The organism is Pseudomonas sp. EpS/L25, from assembly GCF_001512295.1.
Taxonomy (GTDB): domain Bacteria; phylum Pseudomonadota; class Gammaproteobacteria; order Pseudomonadales; family Pseudomonadaceae; genus Chryseomonas.
Genome location: NZ_LNUP01000015.1, coordinates 277,671 through 301,088 on the forward strand (window position 1 = coordinate 277,671; position 23,418 = coordinate 301,088).

At 66.6% G+C, this 23,418-nt stretch carries 19 protein-coding genes; 6 read left to right on the forward strand and 13 right to left on the reverse strand.

Annotated elements, in window-relative coordinates; genetic code table 11:
- Nucleotides 1–30: 30 nt before the first annotated feature.
- From AR540_RS17875 to AR540_RS17900, 6 genes are all read right to left on the reverse strand, one after another.
- A complete protein-coding gene (locus AR540_RS17875) occupies nt 31–2,355 on the reverse strand; it encodes a putative bifunctional diguanylate cyclase/phosphodiesterase (protein ID WP_059230584.1) in 2,325 nt (774 codons plus the stop codon).
- A complete protein-coding gene (locus AR540_RS17880; protein ID WP_059230586.1) occupies nt 2,342–3,385 on the reverse strand; it encodes a polyamine ABC transporter substrate-binding protein in 1,044 nt (347 codons plus the stop codon). Before AR540_RS17880 ends, AR540_RS17875 begins: the two co-directional genes overlap by 14 nt.
- Nucleotides 3,386–3,481: 96 nt before the next feature.
- On the reverse strand, nt 3,482–4,108 hold the full coding sequence (locus tag AR540_RS17885) for a phosphatase PAP2 family protein (RefSeq protein ID WP_059230588.1): 627 nt from the start codon (nt 4,106–4,108) through the stop codon (nt 3,482–3,484).
- Nucleotides 4,109–4,228: 120 nt separating this feature from the next.
- A complete protein-coding gene (locus AR540_RS17890; RefSeq protein WP_059230591.1) occupies nt 4,229–4,858 on the reverse strand; it encodes a phosphatase PAP2 family protein in 630 nt (209 codons plus the stop codon).
- Nucleotides 4,859–5,276: 418 nt separating this feature from the next.
- The gene (gene metK / locus AR540_RS17895; protein ID WP_059230592.1) at nt 5,277–6,467 is read right to left on the reverse strand and encodes a methionine adenosyltransferase; all 1,191 of its coding nucleotides are present in this window, start codon (nt 6,465–6,467) and stop codon (nt 5,277–5,279) included.
- Nucleotides 6,468–6,584: 117 nt separating this feature from the next.
- A complete protein-coding gene (locus AR540_RS17900; protein ID WP_059230595.1) occupies nt 6,585–7,583 on the reverse strand; it encodes an ArsR/SmtB family transcription factor in 999 nt (332 codons plus the stop codon).
- Between the two features lie 217 nt (nt 7,584–7,800).
- Here AR540_RS17900 and AR540_RS17905 point away from each other — a divergent pair, with 217 nt between their 5' ends.
- From AR540_RS17905 to tkt, 5 genes are all read left to right on the forward strand, one after another.
- On the forward strand, nt 7,801–8,442 hold the full coding sequence (locus tag AR540_RS17905) for a paraquat-inducible protein A (RefSeq protein WP_059230597.1): 642 nt from the start codon (nt 7,801–7,803) through the stop codon (nt 8,440–8,442).
- A complete protein-coding gene (locus tag AR540_RS17910) occupies nt 8,439–9,080 on the forward strand; it encodes a paraquat-inducible protein A (protein WP_059230599.1) in 642 nt (213 codons plus the stop codon). The genes AR540_RS17905 and AR540_RS17910 overlap by 4 nt, the downstream gene beginning before the upstream one ends.
- On the forward strand, nt 9,064–10,710 hold the full coding sequence (locus AR540_RS17915; protein ID WP_059230601.1) for a PqiB family protein: 1,647 nt from the start codon (nt 9,064–9,066) through the stop codon (nt 10,708–10,710). The genes AR540_RS17910 and AR540_RS17915 overlap by 17 nt, the downstream gene beginning before the upstream one ends.
- A complete protein-coding gene (locus AR540_RS17920) occupies nt 10,707–11,306 on the forward strand; it encodes a PqiC family protein (RefSeq protein ID WP_059230603.1) in 600 nt (199 codons plus the stop codon). Before AR540_RS17915 ends, AR540_RS17920 begins: the two co-directional genes overlap by 4 nt.
- 255 nt (nt 11,307–11,561) lie before the next feature.
- On the forward strand, nt 11,562–13,559 hold the full coding sequence (gene tkt / locus AR540_RS17925) for a transketolase (RefSeq protein WP_059230605.1): 1,998 nt from the start codon (nt 11,562–11,564) through the stop codon (nt 13,557–13,559).
- Between the two features lie 277 nt (nt 13,560–13,836).
- On the opposite strand, the gene AR540_RS17930 is transcribed toward tkt, so the two are convergent.
- The 7 genes from AR540_RS17930 to nrdH all read right to left on the reverse strand — a co-directional run bounded on the left by AR540_RS17930 (nt 13,837) and on the right by nrdH (nt 21,906).
- Entirely contained in the window at nt 13,837–15,708 is a 1,872-nt protein-coding gene (locus AR540_RS17930) for a type VI secretion system Vgr family protein (RefSeq protein ID WP_059230606.1), read from the reverse strand.
- 118 nt (nt 15,709–15,826) lie between these two features.
- Nucleotides 15,827–16,333, reverse strand: a complete 507-nt coding sequence (locus AR540_RS17935; protein WP_059230608.1) for a methylated-DNA--[protein]-cysteine S-methyltransferase — start codon at nt 16,331–16,333, stop codon at nt 15,827–15,829.
- Nucleotides 16,333–17,868 carry a DNA-3-methyladenine glycosylase 2 gene (locus AR540_RS17940; protein WP_059230610.1) on the reverse strand — a complete coding sequence of 512 codons (1,536 nt, stop codon included), beginning with the start codon at nt 17,866–17,868 and terminating at the stop codon, nt 16,333–16,335. Before AR540_RS17940 ends, AR540_RS17935 begins: the two co-directional genes overlap by 1 nt.
- Nucleotides 17,869–18,152: 284 nt before the next feature.
- A complete protein-coding gene (gene nrdF / locus AR540_RS17945) occupies nt 18,153–19,133 on the reverse strand; it encodes a class 1b ribonucleoside-diphosphate reductase subunit beta (RefSeq protein WP_330219596.1) in 981 nt (326 codons plus the stop codon).
- A 10-nt stretch (nt 19,134–19,143) separates the two neighbouring features.
- A complete protein-coding gene (gene nrdE / locus AR540_RS17950; protein WP_082707040.1) occupies nt 19,144–21,285 on the reverse strand; it encodes a class 1b ribonucleoside-diphosphate reductase subunit alpha in 2,142 nt (713 codons plus the stop codon).
- Nucleotides 21,267–21,671 (reverse strand): class Ib ribonucleoside-diphosphate reductase assembly flavoprotein NrdI, encoded by a 405-nt coding sequence (nrdI, locus tag AR540_RS17955; protein WP_027598230.1) that lies wholly within the window; start codon nt 21,669–21,671, stop codon nt 21,267–21,269. The genes nrdE and nrdI overlap by 19 nt, the downstream gene beginning before the upstream one ends.
- Before the next feature lie 10 nt (nt 21,672–21,681).
- On the reverse strand, nt 21,682–21,906 hold the full coding sequence (nrdH, locus tag AR540_RS17960; RefSeq protein ID WP_059230613.1) for a glutaredoxin-like protein NrdH: 225 nt from the start codon (nt 21,904–21,906) through the stop codon (nt 21,682–21,684).
- A gap of 462 nt (nt 21,907–22,368) precedes the next feature.
- On the opposite strand from nrdH, the gene epd reads away from it, so the two are divergent.
- Nucleotides 22,369–23,412, forward strand: coding sequence for an erythrose-4-phosphate dehydrogenase (gene epd, locus AR540_RS17965; protein WP_059230615.1), 1,044 nt, complete (start codon nt 22,369–22,371; stop codon nt 23,410–23,412).
- Nucleotides 23,413–23,418 lie beyond the last annotated feature (6 nt).

Here is a 23,418-nt window from a genome sequence, read left to right on the forward strand (position 1 = left end):
GGCCTTGCGACAGCCGGCCATCCACTTGTGCTAGACCCGGTTGAGATCACCTAGCCGTTGGCGCTGCCAGTCGCGCAACTCATCCAGGCGCCGCGGCGGACAGACCAGAAAGCCCTGCAGCAGATCGCAGCCGGCCTGTTGCAGGCAGAACTGCTTCAGTTCGGTATCCACCCCTTCGGCGATGACCTGGGCGTCGCGGGCATGGCAGAAGGCGACGAGGGCGTCCAGGCTGGCCTGGTTGCCGGGTTGGCTGAGCCGCTCGACGATCAGGCGGTCGAACTTGATGGTGTCGGCAGGATAGTCGGTGACCTGCTGGATGGAGGTGTAGCCCACACCGAAATCGTCGATGGCCACGCGAAAGCCCTCGGCGCGCAATTCATGCAGCAGCGCCAGGGTTCGCTCGTTCAATTCGGCGGCGAAGGTCTCGGTGAACTCCAGCTCCAGGCGGCCTGGATCGACCCCATGGTGACGCACCCGTTCGCAGAGGTAGGGCACGATATCGGCCTGCTCCAGTTGCGCGGACGACAGGTTGATGGACAGTACCAGGCCGTCGCCCAGCACCTCTTGCAGGGCCGGGTACTCACGGCAGGCCTGGTCCACCACCCAGCGGTCGATCCAGCGAAAATGCCCCTGGCGTTCGGCGATGGGAATGAACTCAGCCGGGGACACGGCGCCCAGGCGGGGCGAATTCCAGCGCAACAGGGTTTCGGCGGAGCGCACCTGGCCGGTGCTGTCGACGGCCGGCATGTAGACGAGGTGAAATTCCTCGCTCGGATTCATCTGGCGCAGATGCTCGTCCAGCAGGTCCTGACGGCGTTGGCGCGCTGCCAGCTCCGCGGTGAAATGCACCAGGCGATTGCCGCCTTCGCTCTTGGCCCGGTTCAGGGCCAGGTCGGCCTGGGCCAGCAGGTCGGCCAGATCCAGCGGGGCCTCGGGGGCGGCCAGGCCGAGGCTCAGGGTCACGGCATAGCGTCGTTCGCCGACCAGGGTGCCGTTGTCGTAGTGCCGCTGTAGCTGCTCGCCCAGTGCCAGGGCATCGTCGGCTGCCTTCTGGCCGCGCAGCAGGATGGCGAATTCGTCACCAGCTAGGCGGGTGAGGACCACCTCGTTGCCTTCGCGATAGGGCGCGACCGCCAGCTGCGTCTGCTGGGCCACGGCCTGCAGCAGTTCATCACCTACCTCGTGACCGAATCTGTCATTCACCAACTTGAAATGATCCAGCCCGAAGTACAGCAGCGCGATGGCACGACCGTCCGGCTTTTCCGCCAGCCAGGACTCGCCCATCAGTTGGAAATAGCGGCGGTTGCCGATCTGGGTGAGGACATCGGTGCGCAGGGCGGTGCGCAACCGCGCCAGGATGGCCAGGTTGCTGTCGTGCAGGCGCTTCATGTTGGCGCCCAGGTGGCCGATCTCGCCGGGTTCCTCGCTGTTTTCGAGCGCCTGGCGCTGGCCTTCCAGCACCTCGGTGAGCTGACTGTCCAGCCGGGCGATGGGCCGGGTGATGTAGCGCCTGATCAGGGCCACCAGCACCAGGATGCAGGCCAGGGTCACGAGCAGACCGCCGCCGAAGTAGGCGATCGCCAGGTGACGTAGCTGCCGGCTCAACTGCTCGGGGTCCGGGGTCAGGTGGACATAGAGATCGGGCGAGAGGCGCTTGACGACGGTGAAGTCGCTGCTCTGGCGGGGCGGTGTGCGGGTGAATGCCGGAGGGGCACCATAGCTCTGCTCCAGGGCTCGGCGGAGGGCTTCCACACGGTCCGGGCTCACCGCCAGTTGCAGGGTCATCGCCAGGTCGCGCTGGCCTGACAGCGGCGGCCCGGCCGTACTGGGCAGCAGTGCGGTGGTGGCCACCAGCAGCGGCCGGCCCTGTTCGTCGGTCAGATAGTCGCGCCGCTCCTGGGGGCCGTCCGACTCGCGTACCAGCCGCTCGAGCAACTGCCGCTGGACGGTGCTCAGTTGGGCGAAGGGGTCGTCGCTGCGTTCGTAGTAGTAGGCCAGGCTGAGATCGGGCCGGGCGATGGTGAGGGAGATCCGACTGGGCGCATCGGCGCCGGCCAACTGCCGTATTGCCAATTGCAGCTGGATGCCCAGGGCTTCGTTGCGATAGGGCACGTCGGTCTGGCGCAGGAAGTTGCCCAGGGCCGCGCTGCTGGATAGCGCATAGAGCAGGTTACGGCTGAAGTGATCGTATTCGCGGTAGGCGCTTTCGAGCGCCGCCAGGTCGTGGTTGAGGCGCGAGCGTTCGAGGCCGATCACTGCCCCGCGCTGGATCTTGTAGCCCAATCCGACCAAGGTCAGGCTGCAGAGCAGCGCGACCGGCAGGATCAGCAGCAGGACGCGCCTATTGAGATTCATGGCGGCCTACCAAGGCGCTACCGATGCGCTGTCGGGTCTGGAAGGTGTCGGGGGGACCTTCCTGGAAGGTCTGGCTGCGGGCGAGTACCTCGGCAGGTGGAAACAGGCTGGGATCCTGGCGCAGGTCCGTGGAAAGCAGCCGTACGGCGCCGGCGTTGGCTGTCGCCAGGTGCAGTTCCGTGGAAGCCAGCAGCGCGTTGCGCGGCTCGTTGAGGAAATCGATGAAGCGCTCGGCAGCAGCCTGGTGCGTGGAGCTGCTGAGTATCGCCACGCAGTCCACCCACAGCAGACTGCCCTCGTGGGGGGTGACGAAGCGCCAGGGCTGTCCGGGCGTCGCCGCATTGAGCAGGTGCTGATCGCCGCTGTAGCCCAGGGCCAGGTCGATGTGGTCGCTGTAGGCCGGATTGCGCAGGGCGCTGACCACGTATTGATAGGTCAGCACCGCGGGTGCCTGGGCCTTGAGCAGGTCGAAGCTGCGCCGGAGCAGCCCGGCATCGTCGCTGTTGATCGCGCCGCCCAGGGTGAGCAGGGGAGCGACCAGCAGGTCGTCGTGATCCTCGAGCATGGCGATGCGGCCGTGCAGGGCCGGTTCTGGTTGCAGCAGCGCCTGCCAGGAGTCCGGCGGGCGAGTCAGCCGATCGGCGCGGTAGAGCAGGCCCAGGGTGCCCCAGACATAGGGCACCGCATAGTCACCGCAACTGCTGCGCCAGCGCGGATCGATCTCGGCCAGATGGGCGATTCGCCGAGAATCGATGCGGGTCAGCAGGCCATCGCGGCCCAGGCGGGTAGCGCTGACCTCGTTGATCACCACCAGGTCGAGAGCGGCATCGCCGCGCGCCAGGGTGGCATCGCGCACGTCGCTGCTGTCGAAATGGATCTCCTGCAGCGGCGGATTGGCCTTGGCCCAGCGTTGCAGCAGGGTGTCGCTGAAATAGCCTTCCCAGGTGTAGAGCCGCAGGGGGTCGGCCACCAGCGGAAGCGGTAGGCCGACTAGCCAGAGCAGCAACAGCAGCATCCGTCGTGGGCGCATCTTGGTCTTCCAGGCGATAGCGAGCGACAGTCCTGACGGCGCGCGCCTGGCGTGCACCGTCCTCCCGATAACACTTAGGAGCCTAGACGAACCTGGTTAGTTTATCGGCGACGATGTCCGAGCGTGCAGATCGGCTCGGGTGTAAGGCCGATCACTGCCGGCGGCCAGGGTTCCCAGATCCTGCATCAAGTCGTGGGTGGGCGCGCGCCGCCCGTGCAGCAGCACCAGCGGCAGCAGCAGGCTCGCCACCAGGACGAGCGTCTGGCGCCGTGGCAGCAGGACCTGGGCCGGCAGCAGGCGCAGGCATAGCGCCGCGACCACCAGGCCGAGCAGGGTGCCGGTGATGGCCTCGGACGGCGAGTGATAACCCAGGCGTACTCGTGAGTAGGCCACCAGCACGGCGGCCCCGACGCCTAGCCAGGGAGCCAGGGGTCGCAGGCGACCTTGCCCGAACAGCAGCCAGGCCAGCACCGGCAAGACGCTGGCGGCCTGCATGGAGTGGCCGCTGAAACCGGTGAAGTCCAGTTCCCGGCTGCCGATGCCCCAGCCGAAGAAGGCGATCTTGGTCGCGGCGGTGAGCAGGCAGGCCAGGGCGAACAGACCGAACCACAGCAGCAGGGCGCGCAGACCGCTGCCCAGCGCCAGCCAGAGACCGATGAGCAGGGCGCAGGGCAGCATCACGGCAGCGTCGCCGAAGTTGGTGATGAAGGGCCAGAAACTCATGGGCGGGGCTCTCGCTCGAGGCGCGAAAGAACGCGCCAGGGGACTACGGAGAAGACGAAAGCGTCCATGGTAACGCTGGCATCGCCCCGCCTGCCACCGTCTGGCCCGCGCCTGTCCGCGTCAGTTCTGCAGCGGTGCCACCCCGGCGCGCTGGTGGGCGCGGGTCCAGGGGTTCTGCTCGTCGGCGAACTTCACCGCCAGGCGTTCCAGCACCCGTTGCGTCGGGGCGTTGGTGCCGTGCAGCAACAACAGCGGCAGGAGCAGCAGGCTGGCGCCCAAGGCCGCCTGGCGGGGCTTGAGGACCACCTCCTGGCCGCGCAGCAGCCACAGCAGGCTGGCACTCGTGGCGTAGCCAATGGGCAGGCCGGTCACCACTTCGGAGATCGAGTGGTAGCCCAGTACCACCCGCGAGATGGCGATGAGCAGGGCGCAGACGGCACCCAGGGCGGCGGCAGTCAGGCGCAGCGCGGGGCGTGCCCGGCTGGCCAGCAGCCAGCCGAGGATCGGCAGGATGCCGCCCACCAGCATGGAGTGGCCGCTGAAGCCGGTGAAGTCCAGGTGCGGGATACCCAGGCCCCAACCGAAGAAGGCGATCTTGGACAGGGCGACGCTAAGACTCGCGGCACCGAACAGGAGCAACCACAGCAGCGCCGCCCGCGCCGAGAGCCCGGCCAGCAGCCAGAGCGCGATGAGCAGGGCGCAGGGAAGCATCACCGAAGAATCGCCGAAATTGGTGATGAACAGCCACATGGATGAACGGACTCCTGAAGCGGACGAGGCATTCTGACCTCCGCACGCCCAGAGGTTGCATGCAGCGTGCCGAGCTGTGGACTGTCGCAAGAAAACGGCGGGACGTCTTTCGCAGTCCCAGCAAAAAGCCCCGGCACCTGAGGTGACCGGGGCTTTTTGCCAAGGGGGCGTCTTAGAACCTGTTCACGATCTGCTGCGCGTCGGCCAAACGGCGTTGAAAATGGCCTGGAAGGCCGGTCCCACCTGGGCGGTCCCGTCGCAATGCTCATTTACCACTCGTAAACCCGAGCGCGAGTCCGATCCGCTTCCTCAGCCATTTGATTCGCTGGCGCTCACCCTACGGGCCAGCCGTTGGCTGTTACTCCCGTTGGTCGTTGCGCCTTGTTTGGCTCTAGCTCGCGAGATCGTGAATAGGTTCTTACAGGCCGGCGGCGGCGCGCAGGGCAGCGGCGCGGTCGGTACGTTCCCAGGTGAAGGTGGTGAAGGTGTCGTCACCCACCGTGATTTCCTGCGGATGCCGGCCGAAGTGGCCGTAGGCCGCGGTGGCGCGATACATCGGATGGAGCAGGTCGAGCATGGTGGTGATGGCGTAGGGACGCAGATCGAAGTGCTCGCGCACCAGCTGCACGATCTTCTCGTCGCTGATCCTGGCGGTGCCGAAGGTGTTGATCGAGATGGAGGTGGGCTGGGCCACGCCGATGGCGTAGGACACCTGGATCTCGCAACGGTCGGCCAGGCCGGCGGCGACGATGTTCTTGGCCACGTAGCGACCGGCGTAGGCAGCGCTGCGGTCGACCTTGGACGGGTCCTTGCCGGAGAAGGCGCCACCGCCGTGACGGGCCATGCCGCCGTAGCTGTCGACGATGATCTTGCGGCCGGTCAGGCCGCAGTCACCTACCGGGCCGCCGATGATGAACTGGCCGGTCGGGTTGATGTGGAACTGGGTGTCCTTGTGCAGCAGCTCGGCGGGGATGACGTGCTTGACGATCAGCTCCATCACGGCTTCGCGCAGGTCGGCGTACTTGACCTCGGGGTTGTGCTGGGTGGACAGCACGATGGCGTCGATGCCGACCACCTTGCCGCCCTCGTAGCGGCAGGTCACCTGGGACTTGGCGTCCGGGCGCAACCAGGGCAGCAGGCCCGATTTGCGCGCCTCGGCCTGGCGCTCCACCAGGCGGTGGGAGAAGGTGATGGGCGCGGGCATCAGTACGTCGGTCTCGTTGCAGGCGTAGCCGAACATCAGGCCCTGGTCGCCAGCGCCCTGGTCTTCCGGCTTGCTGCGGTCGACGCCCTGGGCGATATCCACCGACTGCTTGCCGATGATGTTGACGATGCCGCAGGTGGCGCCGTCGAAGCCCACGTCCGAGCTGTCGTAGCCGATGTCGACGATGACGTCGCGCACCAGTTGCTCCAGGTCGACCCAGGCGGAGGTGGTCACCTCACCGGCGACGATGGCCACACCGGTCTTGACCAGGGTCTCGCAGGCCACGCGGGCGTGCTTGTCCTGGGCGATGATGGCGTCGAGTACGGCGTCGGAGATCTGGTCGGCGATCTTGTCCGGATGGCCTTCGGAGACGGACTCGGAGGTGAACAGGGAGTATTCGCTCATCGAACGGTTCCTAAATTACCAAGGGGTGAGGGCCCGAAGGCCGGTCGAGACAGCAGTTTGCGTATTGGACATGACGCCTGGGGGCGCCGCTGTCCGCCCGCCACTGGCCAGTTAGCCTCATGACGGGGTGTTTCCCTGATCCGGACGCGCGAATTGCCGCACCTGGATCTGAAAGCCGTTGCGCAGGCCGAGGTAGAGACTCTCGCCGGCCTGCAGGCCGGCTGCCTGGGCCCAGCGCGCCAGTTCGTCCTGGTCGAAGCCAAGCCAGAGATCGCCACAGGCTTCGCGCGCCCAGGCCTGATCGTGGGGGCAGAGATCGGTGATCACCAGGCTGCCACCCGGCACGACGCGCTGCGCGAGGCGTTGCAGCGCTTCCGCCGGTGCCGCGAGATGATGCAGGACCATGTTGAGGATCACGCAGTCGGCCTGGGGCGTCGATTCGGTAAGGGCATCGCCCAGGTACAGTTCGACATTGTCGAGGCCGTCGCGTTGGCAGCACTGGCGGGCCAGTTCGAGCATCGCCGGACTGTTGTCCACCGCCATCACCCGGGCGAAGCGATGGGCCAGATCCGGCAGGAAGGCGCCATCGCCTGGCCCCACTTCCAAGGCGCAACCGCGGGGGTCCAGGGCCAGGGCGTCCAGCAGGCTGAGCAGGCCGTCGTGATACTGCGGCAGGCTGGCGATGAGGTCCTGCTGGGCCTGGAACTTGTCCGCCACCCGGGCGAAGAAGTCGCGACTCACCGACGCGCGCTGGGCATGCACCTCGCCGATGCGCGCTTGGACGGCGTCCGGCAGCTCCAGGCTGTCCACTTCCTCGAGCAGGGCAGCGTGCAGCGCGCCGCCTACGGTGCCCAGGCGGGGCAGGGCGCGGCGATAGAAGATGGCGTTGCCTTCGCGGCGGGAGGCCACCAGGTTGGCCTGGGCCAGCACCTTGAGGTGGTGGCTGATGCCGGACTGGCCGGTGGCGAAGATCTGCGCCAGTTCCAGCACGCCGAAGGAGGCGCTGTGCAGGGCGCGCAGGACGTTGAGGCGCAAGGGATCGCCGCCGGCCTTGCACAGGGCGGCGAGGGTGTCACCTTGGTCTCGGCCGAGCGCCGGTACACGTAGCTGGGTCATGGGGCGCTAGTCTAGAGACCCGTCCCGGTGCTCGCAAGAAAAGCATCAAAAAGTTTTGATACTTGTCTGACGATAGTGGGGCAGGCATACCTGCGGAGATGTAGGTAAGATGCCAGCGGCGTCCGGTTCGCCTACCGCTATCCCATGTGGTAACTCCGGCGCCGCGCGTGCGTCAAAGTTGCAGACTTCGTCCAGGGAGCGCCATCCAGGTCGTCTCATGTCCGTCCAGCCACCGTCTTCTTCCGCGCCCGCACCCGGCACTCGCCTGGTGATCTGCGAGCACTGCGACTCGGTGCATCGCCTCGAACCCCTCGCGGCAGGCGAGCGGGCGCATTGCCTGCGCTGCGGCGCGCTGCTCCACCGCGCCAGCCGGCTCGATATCCAGGGGCTGCTGGCCCTGGCCTGCGCCGCCGCGGTGCTGTTCGTCGTCGCCAATGTCGGGCCCATCCTGCAATTGAGCTTTCGCGGCCTGCACAGCGAGGCGACCCTGCTCGAATCCATCGTCGCCATGAGCAGCGGCTTCGCCGGGCCCATGGCGCTGGTGGTGGCCATGACCCTGTTCGTGGTGCCCCTTCTGCAAATCGTCCTGCTGCTCTGGGTGCTCGGTTTCGCCCTGGCCGGCTACCGTGCGCCCGGCTTCGCCACGGCCATGGTCACCCTGCATTATCTGCGGCCCTGGAGCATGATCGAGGTCTTCGTGCTGGGTGCCCTGGTGGCGGTGATCAAGCTCGCCGGCCTGCTCCACGTGGTGGTGGGCGTGGGGCTGTTCGGCATGGTGGGCCTGATGGTGGTCTTGCTGGTCATCGCCAAGCGCGACCTGCATCCGCTGTGGGACGCCGTCGGGGAGCGCGAGCCATGACCGCGCCGCAACTACCACCGCGGGCCGACGAACTCGGCCTCTGCCTCTGCCATGTCTGCGGCAAGGTCTGCACCGCGCCGCGTCGGCACAAGGCCGGCTGCCCGCGCTGCGGCTCGGCGCTGCACCGCCGCAAGCCCAACGTCTACGCCAAGACCTGGGCCTACCTCATCGCCGCGCTGATCCTCTACATCCCGGCCAACACCCTGCCGGTGATGTATACCGGTACCCTGGGCCGTGGCGCGGAAAGCACCATTCTCGAAGGGGTGATCGAGTTCTGGGAGAACGGCTCCTGGGGCGTCGCCCTGGTGATCTTCATCGCCAGCGTGGCGGTGCCGTCCATCAAGTTCCTGGTACTCGGTACCCTGTTGGTGACCTGCCAGAGACACAGCGACTGGGCGACCGCCCAGCGCGCCCGGCTCTATCGCTTCGTCGAGCTGATCGGCTATTGGTCGATGCTCGACGTCATCGTGGTCGCTCTGGTGTCGGCCCTGGTGCATTTCGGTGCCCTGAGCTCGGCCGCGCCGCGCCTGGGCATCGTCTTCTTTGGTTTCGTGGTGGTGCTGACGATGCTCGCCGCGATGAGTTTCGATCCCCGCTTGATCTGGGATGCAGAGGTGAACGATGACGGACAGGCATGAACCCGACGCCCTGGCGCCTACCCCCGAGGTACGCCGCAGTCGCTGGAGCGTATCGCTGATCTGGCTGGTGCCCATCGTGGCGGCCCTGATCGGGCTGTCCATGGTGGTGCACAGCTGGGCCTCCCGCGGGCCGACCATCAGCGTGACCTTCCTCACCGCCGAGGGCCTGGAAGCCGGCAAGACCCAGGTCAAGTACAAGAACGTGGTGATCGGTACCGTCAGCGACATTCGCCTGGCGCCGGATCGCAATCGCGTGATCACCACCATCGAGCTGGAAAAGTCCGCCGAGGGTTTCGCCACCCAGGATGCCCGCTTCTGGGTGGTGCGCCCGCGCTTCGGCGTGAGTGGCGTGTCGGGCGTCGATACCCTGCTGTCGGGGGCCTTCATCGGTGCCGACATTGGCGACTCCACCGAGTCGCGCCGCGACTTCCGCGGCCTGGAGCAGCCTCCCGCGCTCATCCACGGCGCCTCCGGCCGGAGATTCATCGTCACGGCCGACGACATCGGCTCGCTGGACGTGGGCTCGCCGGTCTATTACCGCCGCATCCAGGTCGGTCGGGTGGTGTCCTTCCATCTCAACCCGGATGGCAAGGGCGTCAGTGCGCAGATCTTCGTCGACTCGCCCTATGACCGCTTCGTCACCGTCAACACCCGCTTCTGGAACGCCAGCGGCGTCGATGTCTCGCTCAGCGCCGCCGGTCTCAAGCTCAATACCCAGTCGCTGGCCACCGTGGTGGCGGGCGGTATCGCCTTCGTCACGCCGGAATGGCCCAGGGATCCGCAGGAAGCCCAGGAAGACCAGAGCTTCACCCTGTTCGACGACCAGACCAGCGCCCTGGCGCCGCCGGATGGCGAGCCGTTCTATGTACGGATGAGATTCCAGCAGTCCTTGCGCGGGCTCTCGACCGGCGCGCCGGTGGAGTTCCTTGGCATGAACGTCGGCCGGGTGGTCTCCCTGACCCCCGACTACGAAGACGCCCAGGACCGCTTCTCGCTGATCGTCGGTGCGGTCATCTATCCGCAGCGCCTGGGTGACGTCGGCAAGCGCATCGAGGCCAAGGATCGCGATGGCAAGCTGTTCGCCGGCTGGGTGGCCCGCGGCCTGCGTGCCCAGGCGCGGACCGGCAATCTGCTGACCGGGCAGCTGTACATCTCCATCGACTTCGTGCCCAGCGCGCCCAAGGTGGCCTTCGATCCCCAGGCCAAGCCACTGGTGATCCCCACCGTCACCGGCAGCTTCGACCGCCTGCAGGAGCAGATGGCCGGTATCGTCAACAAGATCGACAAGATCCCCTTCGACTCCATCGGCAAGAACCTCGACACCAGCCTGGCGCAGCTCGGCGGCACCCTCAAGCAGCTCAACGCCGGCGTCCTGCCGCAGCTGACCACCACCCTGATGGGCGTGCAGCAGCTGACCGGCAGCGCCAGCCAGAGCCTGGGCGCCGATTCGCCGGTGCAGCAGAACCTGAACCAGACGCTGGAGGAAATGCAGCGCATGGCCCGCTCCCTGCGCGTGTTCGGCGACTACCTCGGCCGCCATCCGGAATCCCTGATCCGTGGTCTGGTGACCGATCCGCCGCCCAAGCTCGAACCGGGCTCCCGCGATCCCGCCAAAGGAAAACTGCCATGAAGCGCCTGACCTGCCTGGCCCTGCCCCTGTTGTTGGCCGCCTGCGCCGCCAAGGCGCCGCTCAACTACCACACCCTGACCAGTGCGGCCGAGCCGGAATCGGGTGGGCGCGCGGCGACCTTCCGCTTCGCCCTGCAGGGCGTCTCGGTACCGCCCCAGGTCGACCAGCCGCAACTGGTGATCCGCCAGGGCGACGGCATCGCCCTGCTGGAGAACGAGCGCTGGATCGCACCACTGGCCGACGAGATCCGCGGTGCCCTGTCGGCCGATCTGTCCGCGGACCTGGGCACCCTGGACCTGGGCGATGCCCCGCGCGGCGCTGGCGCACCGGTGCTGCGCATCAAGGTGGACGTGCAGCGCTTCGAGTCGATACCGGGACGCCGGGTACAGCAGGACGCGCTCTGGACGCTGCGCCTGGCCGAACCGGGAGGCGAGCGGATGCTCACCTGCGGCAGTCGCATCCAGCAGCCGGCAGGCGCGTCCTACGCCGAGGTCGTGCTCGCCCATCGCCAGGCGCTGGCGCAACTGGCCAAGCGCATCGAACCGGTGGCCCTCGCCTTCGTCGCCAATGGCGATACGGTCTGCCCGGCCGGCTGAGAGCCTGTTCAACGTCTCGCAAGCTAGAAAGCAAGGCCTAAGGCGGCCCCACGAAAAGGCCTGAAAAAGCGGATCGGACCCGCGCTCGGGTTTACGCGTGGCAAATGAGCATTGCGATGGGGCCGCCCAGGGGCTTTTCAACGCCGCCCGGCAGACCTTGAACAGGCTTTGAGGCGACAGCGTCGATTGCTGGAAGTGCCCTGGCTGGGCCAGAATGACGACCCCTTCGCTCTGCCTCTGCCAGGAGACACCGCAATGCCCAGCCGTCGTGATCGAGCCAACGCCATCCGCGCCCTCAGCATGGATGCCGTGCAAAAAGCCAACAGCGGCCACCCCGGCGCGCCCATGGGCATGGCCGACATCGCCGAGGTGCTCTGGCACGATCAGCTCAAGCACAACCCGGGCAACCCCCAGTGGGCCGACCGCGACCGCTTCGTGCTGTCCAACGGCCATGGCTCCATGCTGATCTATTCGCTGCTGCACCTGTCCGGTTACGACCTGTCCATCGATGACCTGAAGAACTTCCGCCAGCTGCACAGCAAGACCCCGGGCCACCCCGAATACGGTTACGCCCCCGGCATCGAGACCACCACCGGTCCGCTGGGGCAGGGCATCGCCAACGCCGTGGGCTTCGCCCTGGCGGAGAAGGTCCTGGCCGCCCAGTTCAACCGTGACGGCCACACCATCGTCGACCACCACACCTACGCGTTCCTGGGCGATGGCTGCATGATGGAAGGCGTCTCCCACGAAGCCTGCTCCCTGGCCGGCACCCTGGGCCTGTCCAAGCTGATCGCCTTCTACGACGACAACGGCATCTCCATCGATGGCGAGGTCGAAGGCTGGTTCACCGACGATACTCCCAAGCGCTTCGAGAGCTACGGCTGGCAGGTGATCCGCAACGTCGACGGCCATGATGCCGACGAGATCAAGACCGCCCTGGACACCGCGCGCAAGAGCGACCAGCCCACCCTGATCTGCTGCAAGACCGTGATCGGCTACGGCGCGCCGCACAAGCAGGGCAAGGAAGAGTGCCACGGCGCCCCCCTGGGCAACGACGAGATCCAGGCCGCCCGCGAACTGCTCGGCTGGTCCCATGCGCCCTTCGAGATTCCCGCCGACATCTACGCCGAGTGGAGCGCCAAGGAGCGCGGTGCCGCTGCCGAGGCCGAGTGGAACGGTCGCTTCGCCGCCTACGCCGCTGCCCATCCGCAACTGGCCGCCGAGTTCAAGCGCCGCATGGCCGGTGACCTGCCTGCCGACTTCGCCCAGCGCGCCGCCGCCTTCATCCAGGAAGTCGCCGCCAAGGGCGAGACCATCGCCAGCCGCAAGGCCAGCCAGAATGCCCTGCAGTTCTTCGGCCCGCTGCTGCCCGAGTTGCTCGGCGGCTCCGCCGACCTGGCCGGTTCCAACCTGACCCTGTGGAAGGGCGCCAAGGGCGTCACCGCCGAAGATGCCAGCGGCAACTACGTGCATTACGGCGTCCGTGAATTCGGCATGAGCGCCATCATGAACGGCGTCGCCCTGCACGGCGGCCTGGTGCCCTACGGCGCCACCTTCCTGATGTTCATGGAATACGCCCGCAACGCGGTGCGCATGTCCGCCCTGATGAAGCAGCGGGTGCTCTACGTCTTCACCCACGACTCCATCGGCCTCGGCGAAGACGGCCCCACCCACCAGCCGGTGGAGCAACTGGCCTCGCTGCGCTACACCCCCAACCTGGACACCTGGCGTCCGGCCGACGCGGTGGAATCCGCCATCGCCTGGACCGCGGCCCTGGAGCGTCGCGACGGCCCCAGCGCCCTGATCTTCTCGCGCCAGAACCTGGCCCACAGCGTGCGCGACGAAGCCACCCTGGGCAACGCCGCCCGCGGTGGCTATGTGCTCAAGGACTGCGTGGGCGAACCCGAGCTGATCTTCATTGCCACCGGCTCCGAAGTCGGCCTGGCGGTGCAGGCCTACGAGCGCCTGACCGCCGAAGGGCGCAACGTGCGCGTGGTCTCCATGCCCAGCACCAGCGTCTTCGACCGCCAGAGCCCCGAGTACCGCCAGCAGGTGCTGCCGGTGGAAGTCGGCGCCCGCATCGCCATCGAAGCCGGCATCGCCGACTTCTGGTACAAGTACGTAGGCCTCGACGGTCGCATCATCGGCATGCACACCTACGGTGAATCCGCTCCGGCCGCCGCGCTCTTCGAGCACTTCGGCTTCACCCTGGACAACGTCCTGGCGGTGGCCGGCGAGTTGCTGGAAGACTAAGGCTCGCGGGTTGCAGGGCAAGAAGCCACGCTGCTGCGTGGCTTTTTTATGGCTGACATTCAGCGGAGGGATAGTTCGCGGCCCTCGGAACCTGTTCACGATCTCGCGAGCTAGAGCCAAACAAGGCCTAGGCGGCCCCACGAAAACACCTGAGGAAGTCGCGCGCGAGTTTGCGAGTGGTAAATGAGCATTCCGGCGGGGCCGCCCAGGCGGGGCTGGCCTTCCAGGGTCTTTGCAATGCCGTTTGGCCGACGCGCAGCAGATCGTGAACAGGTCCTCAGGGATTCACCCTGATGCTCGCTCCCACCAAGGTGACGCCACCCGCATCCAGCTGGATGAAGCTGCCACCGGCCTTGAGGGTCAGGTGGACGCCAGCCTCCAGGACGATCTTCTGCCCGGACTGGAGCCGGATCTCACTACCGGCCTCGACGAACAGGCCGGTGCCCAGGCGCAGGTGCTGGCTGTCGCCGATGTTCAGGTGGTCGTCGGCGCGGACCTCCGTGCGGCGTTCGCCGTGGGTGATGCGGTGTTCCTCGGCGTGAAATTCGCTGTAGCTGTTGGCGCGGATGCGTTGGTGCCGCTCGTGGCCGATCTCGCTGCGGTGGTCGTGGCCAATGCGTTCGTCCCAGTCACGCTGGGCGTGGATGTGGATCTCCTCCTGGCCCTGGCGATCCTCGATGCGCAGTTCGTTGTAGCCACCGCCGCCGGGGCTGCTCAGGCTCTTGAAGCTGCTGTGGGTCTTGTCCTTGGGCAGTTCCAGCGGCGGACGATGCTCGGCATGGTAGAGGCAGCCGGTGACCAGAGGCTGGTCGGGGTCCCCTTCGAGAAAGCCCACCAGTACCTCCATGCCGATGCGCGGCACGGCCAGGGCGCCATGGCCGTTGCCGGCCCAGCCGCTGGCGACTCGCAGCCAGCAGCTGGTGCGTTCATCCGCCTGGCCTTCGCGGTCCCAGTGGAATTGCACCTTGACCCGGCCGAGGGCGTCGCAGTGGATCTCTTCACCAGCCGGTCCGGTGACCACGGCGCTCTGGGCCCCTAGCAACCTTGGCTTGGGATGGCGCAGCGGTAGGCGGAAGGGTACCGACCAAGGGATGGCGGCGAAGGTATTGCGATAACCCTGGCGGAAGCCGTCGTCCTGCAGGCGACTATCGGCGCTGGTGATGCTTTCTTCGAGCACCTGGGGCTGCCGGCCCTGGTGACGAACCTCGGTCAGCAACCAGAGCTGGTTCCAGTCGCCGCGTGGGTGATCTTCCAGCGGTAGGAAATGCCCGCTCACCAGACTGGGCTGGTCGCTCGTGCCGCTGGCCTGGTGGGCGTCGGCCCTCAGGCGTTCCAGGCGTCGGCCGCTCAGACGCTGGCCGGTGTCACGGTCGGTGAAGCGGCCGGGAAAGCCGTAATGCTCCAGTGCCGGTTGAATGGTGGCCTGTGCGCTGCTTTCCAGCCGCAGGCGCGGCTTGAGGAAGTCATGATCGCGCAGGGTGGCAGCGCTGCTGCGGGTCCGCAAGGTGACAGCGAAGCGCCGGACCACGGGTTCGTCCGCCACCAGGCCACTGCCGGGCAGGTAGCGGGTGGCGCCCAGGCGGGGGAAACCGGTGGCGTCATCGCCGAACACCAGCACATGGCCATCGGGGCGGTGTTCGTGGTGATAGTGCAGGCCTTCCTCCTCGCATAGGCGATTGAGGAAGGCGAGATCGCTTTCGCCGTATTGCACGCAGTAGTCGCGTGGCGGATAGACCGTGGGGCCGAGGGCGAAGCGGTGGTCACCCTCGAGAATGCCGTGCTCTGCGAGCAGTTGGGCGAGGATCTGCGGGACGCTGCGCTGCTGGAAGATGCGCGAATTGACGCGGTGGGCGAGGTAGGCGAGCCGCGGCACCAGGTCGAGGCGATAGCGGGTGAGGCGCTGGCCGGAATCACCCTGGGCGACGGCGGCGATCTGGCCATGGATGCCACCGCCCGGGGTCAAGCCCAGGTAGGCGCGGCGGTGCAGCAACTGCTCCAGTGGCCAGTCGGGTCTTTCGCTGACCAGGTCGAGCTGGAAGCGGTAGGGCTGGCCGATGGCTTCGCTGCCGTCGAAGGCGAGAATCTGGAAATCGTGAGCGACGCCTTCCAGCGTCAGGGTGAAGGGCGGAGCATTGGCCGGGCTGAACATCGCATCGCATCCTTGCGAATCGAAAGCCCGGATTCTGCTCAGCGACTGGGCACCGCTTCAAGCGCTGGATTGCGCATTCTAGAGCGGTTTCACAGGCGATTTCTTGCGCAGTGGCGGTCTAGAGTGCGGCGAACAGGTCACGCGGCGGCGGCAGTGCCCCTTCCAATTCCAGCAGGAACTGCTTGGTCGGTAGGCCGCCGCCGAAACCGGTGAGGGCGCCGGATGCGCCGATCACCCGATGGCAAGGCAGGACGATGGGCAAGGGATTGCGGCCATTGGCGGCGCCCACCGCGCGCATCGCCTGAGGGCGGCCGACGTGGGTCGCCAGCCGGCCGTAGCTCCAGGTCTGGCCATGGGGGATCTCGGCCAGGGCGCGCCAGACCTCCAGCTGGAAGGGCGTACCACGCGGCGCCAGGGGCAGGTCGAAGGTCTGGCGATGCCCCGCGAAATACTCACCGAGTTGCTGGCGGGCCAGGTCGAGGATCGGATGGTCGGTGGCGATCCAGCTGGCATCGCGCTTGGCCAGATAGCGATTCTCGGGAAACTCCACCACGCGCAGGCCACTGTCGTCGGCGGCCAGGGTGAGCGTTCCTATGGGGCTATCCAGCAGGCAGTAGGCGATCATCACGGCGATTCCTTGGCGAGACGGGTGGGAACGGGTTCGGCGGGGGCGTCGGCAGGTGCCTTCCAGGTGGCCTCGCGCCAGACCTGCATCACCCCGTAGGCGCGCCAGGGTCGCCAGGCTTCGGCGCGGGCGTACAGGGCCTTGGCGGTCAGGCGTTCGCCCGGGGGCGCCAGCCATTTCTGCAACACCAGGTCTTCCACCGGGCAGGCGTCGGGATGGGCGAGGGCGCGCAGGGCGATGTACTGGGCGGTCCAGGGCCCAATGCCCTTGAGGGCGATCCAGCGGCGGGCGAAGTCGTCGAGGGTGCGACCGGTATCGAAGTCCACCGCGCCGGCGCGCAGTGCCCGGGCCACGGTGCCCAGGGTGCCGGCGCGGGCGCGGATCAGGCCGAGGCTGGTCAGGTCTTCCAGGGCAGCATCGGCCAGGGCGTCGACCGTGGGAAAGAAATGGTGCAGACCGGCGGGTGGGCGACTGGCCTCGTGACCGGGCTCACCCCAGGGACGACCGAAGCGCTGCACTACCCGGGCGGTCATGGTGGTGGCCGCCACCACGCTGACCTGCTGGCCGATGACGGCGCGCACGGCGATCTCGAAGCCGTCCCAGCCACTGGGCAGGCGCAGGCCGGGCCGGCGTGCCACCAGATCGGCCAGGGTCGGGTCGACCGCCAAGCCCTGGGCGATGGCCTGGGGATCGGCGTCCAGATCGAACATGCGGCGGATGCGGGCTACGGCGGCTTGTAGCTCGCCAGGCGCAGCGCCATGCAATTCCAGGCGCAGCGCCGGCGTATCGGCGTCCCAGGCCGAGACGCGCAGCCAGCCCGGCTGCTCGGGCGTGCCTATCACCCGCGCATAGCTGTGGTCATCCAGGACCTCGACGCCGGGCAAGGCGTGGCCACGCAGGAAATCCAGCTGGGCGACGAAGTCATAGGGCGGACGATAGGCCAGGCGCAGGACCAGCACCGGCGAAGCCGCTGCCTGACCCTTGCGCAGCTGGCTGGGGGCCAGGCCGTAGGCGTCGCGAAAGGCGGTATTGAAGCGTCTCAGACTGCCAAAGCCGGCGGCCAGGGCCACCTCGGTGATGGGCAGGCGGGTCTCGCTGAGCAGCTGCTTGGCGAACAACAGGCGGCGGGTGGTGAGTACCGCCAGGGGCGCGGCGCCCAGGCGCTCGACGAAGAGCCGGCGCAGTTGGCGTTCGCCGAGGTCGAGGCGGGCGGCGAGGGCGGGCAGGCCGCCGTCGTCCAGACCCTCGTCCATCAGCCGCAGGGCACGCGCCAGGGTGGCGTCGCCGCGCTGCCAATGGCCGCCGGCGGGAGAGAGTTCGGGGCGGCACCTCAGGCAGGGACGATAGCCGGCGGCTTCGGCGGCCGCGGCGCTGGGGTAGTAGCTGACGTTCTCCGGGCGTGGCGGTTGCGCCGGGCACACCGGCCGGCAATAGATGCCGGTGGTGAGCACCGCGGTGTAGAACAGGCCATCGAAGCGCGGGTCTCGCGCGAGGCGGGCACGTTCGAAGGCGGGAATGTCGGGGAAGGCGTTCATGGCGGCAGGTTAGCACCGCCCGGGAGGCGCGACTGGCCGTTTTCGGACGGGACCGCGGAGGTGGATATCTATCGCGGCCATGGGCCGCTCCTACGGGGGCATCGTGTCTCTGTAGGAGCGGCCGCATCGGCGGACCGCCATGGCCGCGATAAGGTTATCAACCAATCAGCTCCGTAGCGTGGAAAACGGCGCAGCCTTTTCCACTGAGGACTTCTTCGCGAGGCGCGCCCTCACCCCAACCTTCTCCCAGGGGGAGAGGGGGCTTGCCGGAGCAGAGGGTTGGCTTAGAAATCCCAATCCTCGTCTTCGGTACTCACCGCCTTGCCGATGACATAGGAGGAACCCGAGCCGGAGAAGAAGTCATGGTTCTCGTCGGCGCCGGGCGACAGGGCGGCGAGGATCGCCGGGCTGACGTCGGTCATGCTGCTGGGGAACAGCGCCTCGAAGCCCAGGTTCATCAGCGCCTTGTTGGCGTTGTAGTGGAGGAATTTCTTCACGTCCTCGCTCCAGCCAACGCTGTCGTAAAGGTCCTCGGTGTAGGCCACCTCGTTGTCATAGAGGTCCTGCAGCAGCTCGTAGGCGAAGTCCTTGACCTGCTGGCGGCGCTCCGGGCTTTCCTTGGCCAGGGCCTGCTGGAATTTGTAGCCGATGTAATAGCCGTGCACCGCCTCGTCGCGAATGATCAGGCGGATCAGGTCGGCGGTATTGGTCAGCTTGGCGCGGCTGGACCAGTACATCGGCAGGTAGAAGCCCGAATAGAAGAGGAAGGACTCCAGGAAGACGCTGGCCACCTTGCGCAGCAGCGGGTCCTCGGCATGGTAGCGCTCGAGGATCAGCTCGGCCTTGGTCTGCAGATAGGGATTCTCCTCGCTCCAGCGATAGGCCTCGTCCACGTCCGGCGTCGAGCAGAGGGTGGAAAAGATCGAGCTGTAGGAGCGCGCATGGACTGCCTCCATGAAGCCGATGTTGGCGATCACCGCTTCCTCGTGGGGGGTGACGGCATCGGCCAGCAGGGTTGGCGCGCCCACGGCGTTCTGGATGGTGTCCAGCAGGGTCAGTCCGGTGAAGACGCGGATGGTCAGCTGCTGCTCTTTGGGCGTCAGGGTCGCCCAGGAGGGGATGTCGTTGGACAGCGGGATCTTTTCCGGCAGCCAGAAGTTGCCGGTCAGGCGATTCCACACCTCCAGGTCCTTGTCGTCCTGGATACGGTTCCAGTTGATGGCGTTGATACGGTTCAGGCGTGGGGCGTTCATAGCTGCATTCATGACCTTTTCCTCACAGGCTGCAGGACACGCAGCCCTGCACCTCGGTGCCTTCCAGGGCGGCCTGGCGCAGGCGGATGTAATAGAGCGTCTTGATGCCCTTCTTCCAGGCGTAGATCTGCGCCCGATTGATGTCGCGGGTGGTGGCGGTGTCGCGAAAGAACAGTGTCAGCGACAGCCCCTGGTCGACATGGCGAGTGGCCTCGGCATAGGTGTCGATGATCTTTTCCGGGCCGATCTCGTAGGCGTCCTGGTAGAACTCCTGGTTGTCGTCGGCCAGGTAGGGCGCCGGGTAGTAGACGCGGCCCAGCTTGCCTTCCTTGCGGATCTCCACCTTGGCGACGATGGGATGGATGCTCGAGGTGGAGTGGTTGATATAGGAGATCGAACCGGTCGGCGGGATGGCCTGGAGGTTGCGGTTGAACAGTCCGTGCTGCATCACCGAGGCCTTGAGCTCCTGCCAGTCGGCGCGGGTCGGCAGGCGGATGCCGGCCACCTCGAACAGCTCGGCCACCCGTTGAGTACGGGGGGTGAAGTCGCCCTCGGTGTACTGGTCGAAATATTCGCCGCTGGCGTACTTGGAATCGGCGAAGCCCTGGAAGCTATGGCCGCGTTCGATGGCCAGGCGATTAGAGGCGCGCACCGCGTGGTAGGTGACGGTGTAGAAATACAGATTGGTGAAATCCAGGCCTTCCGCCGAGCCGTAGTGGATGTGCTCGCGGGCCAGGTAGCCGTGCAGGTTCATCTGGCCCAGGCCGATGGCGTGGGAGGCGGCATTGCCGGCGGCCACCGAGGGCACGCAACGGATGTCGCTCATTTCCGAGACCGCGGTGAGGCCGCGGATGGCGGTCTCCACGGTGCGGCCCAGATCCGGTGAATCCATGGTACGGGCGATGTTCAGCGAGCCCAGGTTGCAGGAGATGTCCTGGCCAATGTGCTCATAACCGAGGTCTTCGTCGAAGCGGCTGGGGGTATTGACCTGAAGGATCTCCGAGCAGAGGTTGCTCATGTTGATGCGCCCGGCGATGGGATTGGCGCGATTCACCGTGTCTTCGAACATCAGGTAGGGATAGCCGGACTCGAACTGGATCTCCGCCAGGGTCTGGAAGAACTCCCGGGCGTTGATCTTGCGCTTGCGGATGCGTGCATCGGCCACCATCTCGGCGTACTTGTCGCTGACGCTGATGTCGGCGAAGGGCACGCCATAGACCCGCTCCACGTCGTAGGGCGAGAACAGGTACATGTCGGCGTTGCGCTTGGCCAGCTCGAAGGTGATGTCCGGGATGACCACGCCGAGGGACAGGGTCTTGATGCGGATCTTCTCGTCGGCGTTCTCGCGCTTGGTGTCGAGGAATCTCAGGATGTCCGGGTGGTGGGCATTGAGGTAGACGGCACCGGCGCCCTGGCGCGAACCCAGCTGGTTGGCGTAGGAGAAGGCGTCTTCCAAGAGCTTCATGATCGGGATGATGCCGGAGGACTGGTTCTCGATGCGCTTGATCGGCGCCCCGACCTCGCGCACGTTGCTCAGCAGGAAGGCCACGCCACCGCCACGCTTGGAGAGTTGCAGTGCCGAATTCACCGCGCGGCCGATGGACTCCATGTTGTCTTCGATGCGCAACAGGAAGCAGGACACCAACTCGCCGCGCTGGCGCTTGCCGGCGTTGAGGAAGGTCGGAGTAGCCGGCTGGAAGCGGCCGCTGATCATCTCGTCCACCAGGGACTCGGCCAGGCGCTCGTCACCACGGGCCAGGCTCAGGGCGACCATGCACACCCGGTCTTCGTAGCGTTCCAGGTAGCGCTGGCCGTCGAAGGTCTTGAGGGTATAGCTGGTGTAGTACTTGAAGGCGCCGAGGAAGCTCTGGAAGCGGAATTTGTAGGCGTAGGCGCGCTCGAACAACGCCTTCACGAAGGCCGGCGCGTATTGCTCCAGCACCGCGGCCTCGTAGTAGCCCTTGTCCACCAGGTAGTCGAGCTTCTCGTCCAGATTGTGGAAGAACACAGTGTTCTGGTTGACGTGTTGCAGGAAGTACTGCCGCGCCGCCTGGCGATCCTTGTCGAGTTGCAGCTCGCCGTTGGGACCGTAGAGATTGAGCATGGCGTTGAGCGCGTGGTAGTCCGCGTCGCTGCCGGTCGGGGTCAGGCCTGACGTTGCCAAAAGTCGTTCACTCCCGTGCGCACCCGGTCGACATCCTCCGTCGTGCCGAGCAATTCGAATTGGTAGAGCAGGGGCACCGCGCATTTCTGGGCGACGATGCGTCCACCCAGGCAGTAGCCCTCGCCGAAGTTGGTGTTGCCGGCGGCGATGACGCCGCGGATCAGGGCCCGGTTGTGCGGATCGTTGAGAAAGTGGATCACCGGCTTGGGCACCGCGCCCTTGCTGCCGCCGCCGCCATAGGTCGGCAAGACCAGGATGTAGGGCTCGCGGGCCTTGAGCGGTTCGGCGGCGGGATCCTGGGGAATGCGCCGCGCCGGCAGTCCGAGTTTCTCGACGAATCTGTGGGTGTTCTCCGAGGTGCTGGAGAAATACAGCAGCTCGCCCATGGCCGCGGCCTCAGGCCACCAGCTGGCCGAGCTTGTCCGGGCGGAAGCCGGCCCAGTGGTCGTCACCGGCCACCACCACCGGCACCTGGCGATAGCCCAGGGATTCCACGGTCTGGCGCGCCTGGGCATCCTGTTCGATATCCACCACCTGGTAGGTGATGCCCTGACGGTCCAGGGCGCGGTAGGTGGCGTTGCACTGCACGCAGGCGGGCTTGCTGTAGATGGTGATGGTCATGGCTGACTCCTGTCCGTAGTGGAGCGAACTCAAAGGAAAAAGCCTGACGCCAGCCGGCGTTTACCAGGGCGTCACGGGTCTTTTCCTTCGAGCGCGGCTTGGGCCTCAAGTTCGGTCCAGATACTACATATGGTGTTTTATAATTTCTACAACACAACAAGTAGGGTTTTTGATCTGGGTCATGCCTTTGATCTATCGCCCCCGGATGACGGTTTTTGCCAGGCCATGGGCGAAGCGTCAGGTAGCCCCGCAACCCTGGGACTACCTATAGGGCTTCCCTGCAGACCGCGATCCGTTGTCGCTGCGGCAGGCATGCCAGGCCAGGCGGCGAATTTCTTTCCTGTCTGCCAAGGGAAGCGCCTTTTTGTAGTGCGAAAGTCGACCTGACTACCCTGGCGACTCCCATTCGTCGTCGAACCGCCGCATAATCGGCCTTTCGCTTGCGCCCGAGTCCGTTCACGCATGAGTCCCGCTCGCTATCGCCTCGCTCTTAACGGCTACGGTCGCATCGGTCGTTGCGTGATGCGTGCGCTGCACGAGCGCGGCGCGGCCACCGAGCTCGCCATCGTGGCCCTCAACGACCTGGCCGACCGGCCCAGCCTCGAATACCTGACGCGCTTCGATTCCACCCATGGCCGCTTTCCCGGGCGGGTGGCGCTGGAGGGCGAACGCCTGCGCATCGGCGACCAGGCCCTGGAGATCCGCCGCGAGGCTGAACCGGAGCGGGTCGACTGGGCGGCGCTGGACGTCGATCTGGTGCTGGAATGTTCCGGCGCCTTCAGCACCCGTGCCGAAGGTGGCCGCTTTCTCGCGGCGGGCGCCCCTCGGGTGCTGTTCTCCCAGCCCATGGCCAGCGAGACGGACGTGGACGCCACCGTGGTCTACGGGGTCAACCAGCAGGCCCTGCGCGGCGATGAGACGCTGGTCTCGAATGCGTCCTGTACCACCAACTGCAGCGTCCCGGTGCTGAAACTTTTGCATGAGACCCTGGGTCTGGAGTACGTCTCCATCACCACGATCCACTCGGCCATGAACGACCAGCCCGTGATCGACGCCTACCATGCCGAAGATCTGCGGCGGACGCGCTCGGCGTTCCAGTCGATCATCCCGGTGGCGACCGGCCTGGCCCGCGGTATCGAGCGCCTGCTGCCGGAGCTGAGCGGCCGCATCCAGGCGCGCGCCGTGCGCGTACCCACGGTCAACGTCTCCTGCCTGGACATCACCTGCATCGTCGGCCAGGACACCACGGCCCCCGCGCTCAACACCCTGTTGTGTGACGCCGCCCGGAGCGGTCCCCTGGCCGGGCTGATCGACTATACCGAGTTGCCCCACGCCTCCTGCGATTTCAACCACGATCCCCATTCGGCCATCGTCGATGGTAGCCAGACCCGCGTCTCCGGCCCCCGGCTGGTCAATCTGCTGGTCTGGTTCGACAACGAATGGGGTTTCGCCAACCGCATGCTCGACGTCGCCGGCCACTGGCTGCGCATCGCCAAGCCCACCTGAAACAAG

What these genes read in the sequence shown, in the direction of transcription:
- AR540_RS17875 (WP_059230584.1), bottom strand. Translation starts at nt 2,355, where the DNA reads ATGAATCTCAATAGGCGCGTCCTGCTGCTGATCCTGCCGGTCGCGCTG.
- AR540_RS17880 (WP_059230586.1), bottom strand. Translation starts at nt 3,385, where the DNA reads ATGCGCCCACGACGGATGCTGCTGTTGCTGCTCTGGCTAGTCGGCCTA.
- AR540_RS17885 (WP_059230588.1), bottom strand. Translation starts at nt 4,108, where the DNA reads ATGAGTTTCTGGCCCTTCATCACCAACTTCGGCGACGCTGCCGTGATG.
- AR540_RS17890 (WP_059230591.1), bottom strand. Translation starts at nt 4,858, where the DNA reads ATGTGGCTGTTCATCACCAATTTCGGCGATTCTTCGGTGATGCTTCCC.
- metK (WP_059230592.1), bottom strand. Translation starts at nt 6,467, where the DNA reads ATGAGCGAATACTCCCTGTTCACCTCCGAGTCCGTCTCCGAAGGCCAT.
- AR540_RS17900 (WP_059230595.1), bottom strand. Translation starts at nt 7,583, where the DNA reads ATGACCCAGCTACGTGTACCGGCGCTCGGCCGAGACCAAGGTGACACC.
- AR540_RS17905 (WP_059230597.1), top strand. Translation starts at nt 7,801, where the DNA reads ATGTCCGTCCAGCCACCGTCTTCTTCCGCGCCCGCACCCGGCACTCGC.
- AR540_RS17910 (WP_059230599.1), top strand. Translation starts at nt 8,439, where the DNA reads ATGACCGCGCCGCAACTACCACCGCGGGCCGACGAACTCGGCCTCTGC.
- AR540_RS17915 (WP_059230601.1), top strand. Translation starts at nt 9,064, where the DNA reads ATGACGGACAGGCATGAACCCGACGCCCTGGCGCCTACCCCCGAGGTA.
- AR540_RS17920 (WP_059230603.1), top strand. Translation starts at nt 10,707, where the DNA reads ATGAAGCGCCTGACCTGCCTGGCCCTGCCCCTGTTGTTGGCCGCCTGC.
- tkt (WP_059230605.1), top strand. Translation starts at nt 11,562, where the DNA reads ATGCCCAGCCGTCGTGATCGAGCCAACGCCATCCGCGCCCTCAGCATG.
- AR540_RS17930 (WP_059230606.1), bottom strand. Translation starts at nt 15,708, where the DNA reads ATGTTCAGCCCGGCCAATGCTCCGCCCTTCACCCTGACGCTGGAAGGC.
- AR540_RS17935 (WP_059230608.1), bottom strand. Translation starts at nt 16,333, where the DNA reads ATGATCGCCTACTGCCTGCTGGATAGCCCCATAGGAACGCTCACCCTG.
- AR540_RS17940 (WP_059230610.1), bottom strand. Translation starts at nt 17,868, where the DNA reads ATGAACGCCTTCCCCGACATTCCCGCCTTCGAACGTGCCCGCCTCGCG.
- nrdF (WP_330219596.1), bottom strand. Translation starts at nt 19,133, where the DNA reads ATGAATGCAGCTATGAACGCCCCACGCCTGAACCGTATCAACGCCATC.
- nrdI (WP_027598230.1), bottom strand. Translation starts at nt 21,671, where the DNA reads ATGGGCGAGCTGCTGTATTTCTCCAGCACCTCGGAGAACACCCACAGA.
- nrdH (WP_059230613.1), bottom strand. Translation starts at nt 21,906, where the DNA reads ATGACCATCACCATCTACAGCAAGCCCGCCTGCGTGCAGTGCAACGCC.
- epd (WP_059230615.1), top strand. Translation starts at nt 22,369, where the DNA reads ATGAGTCCCGCTCGCTATCGCCTCGCTCTTAACGGCTACGGTCGCATC.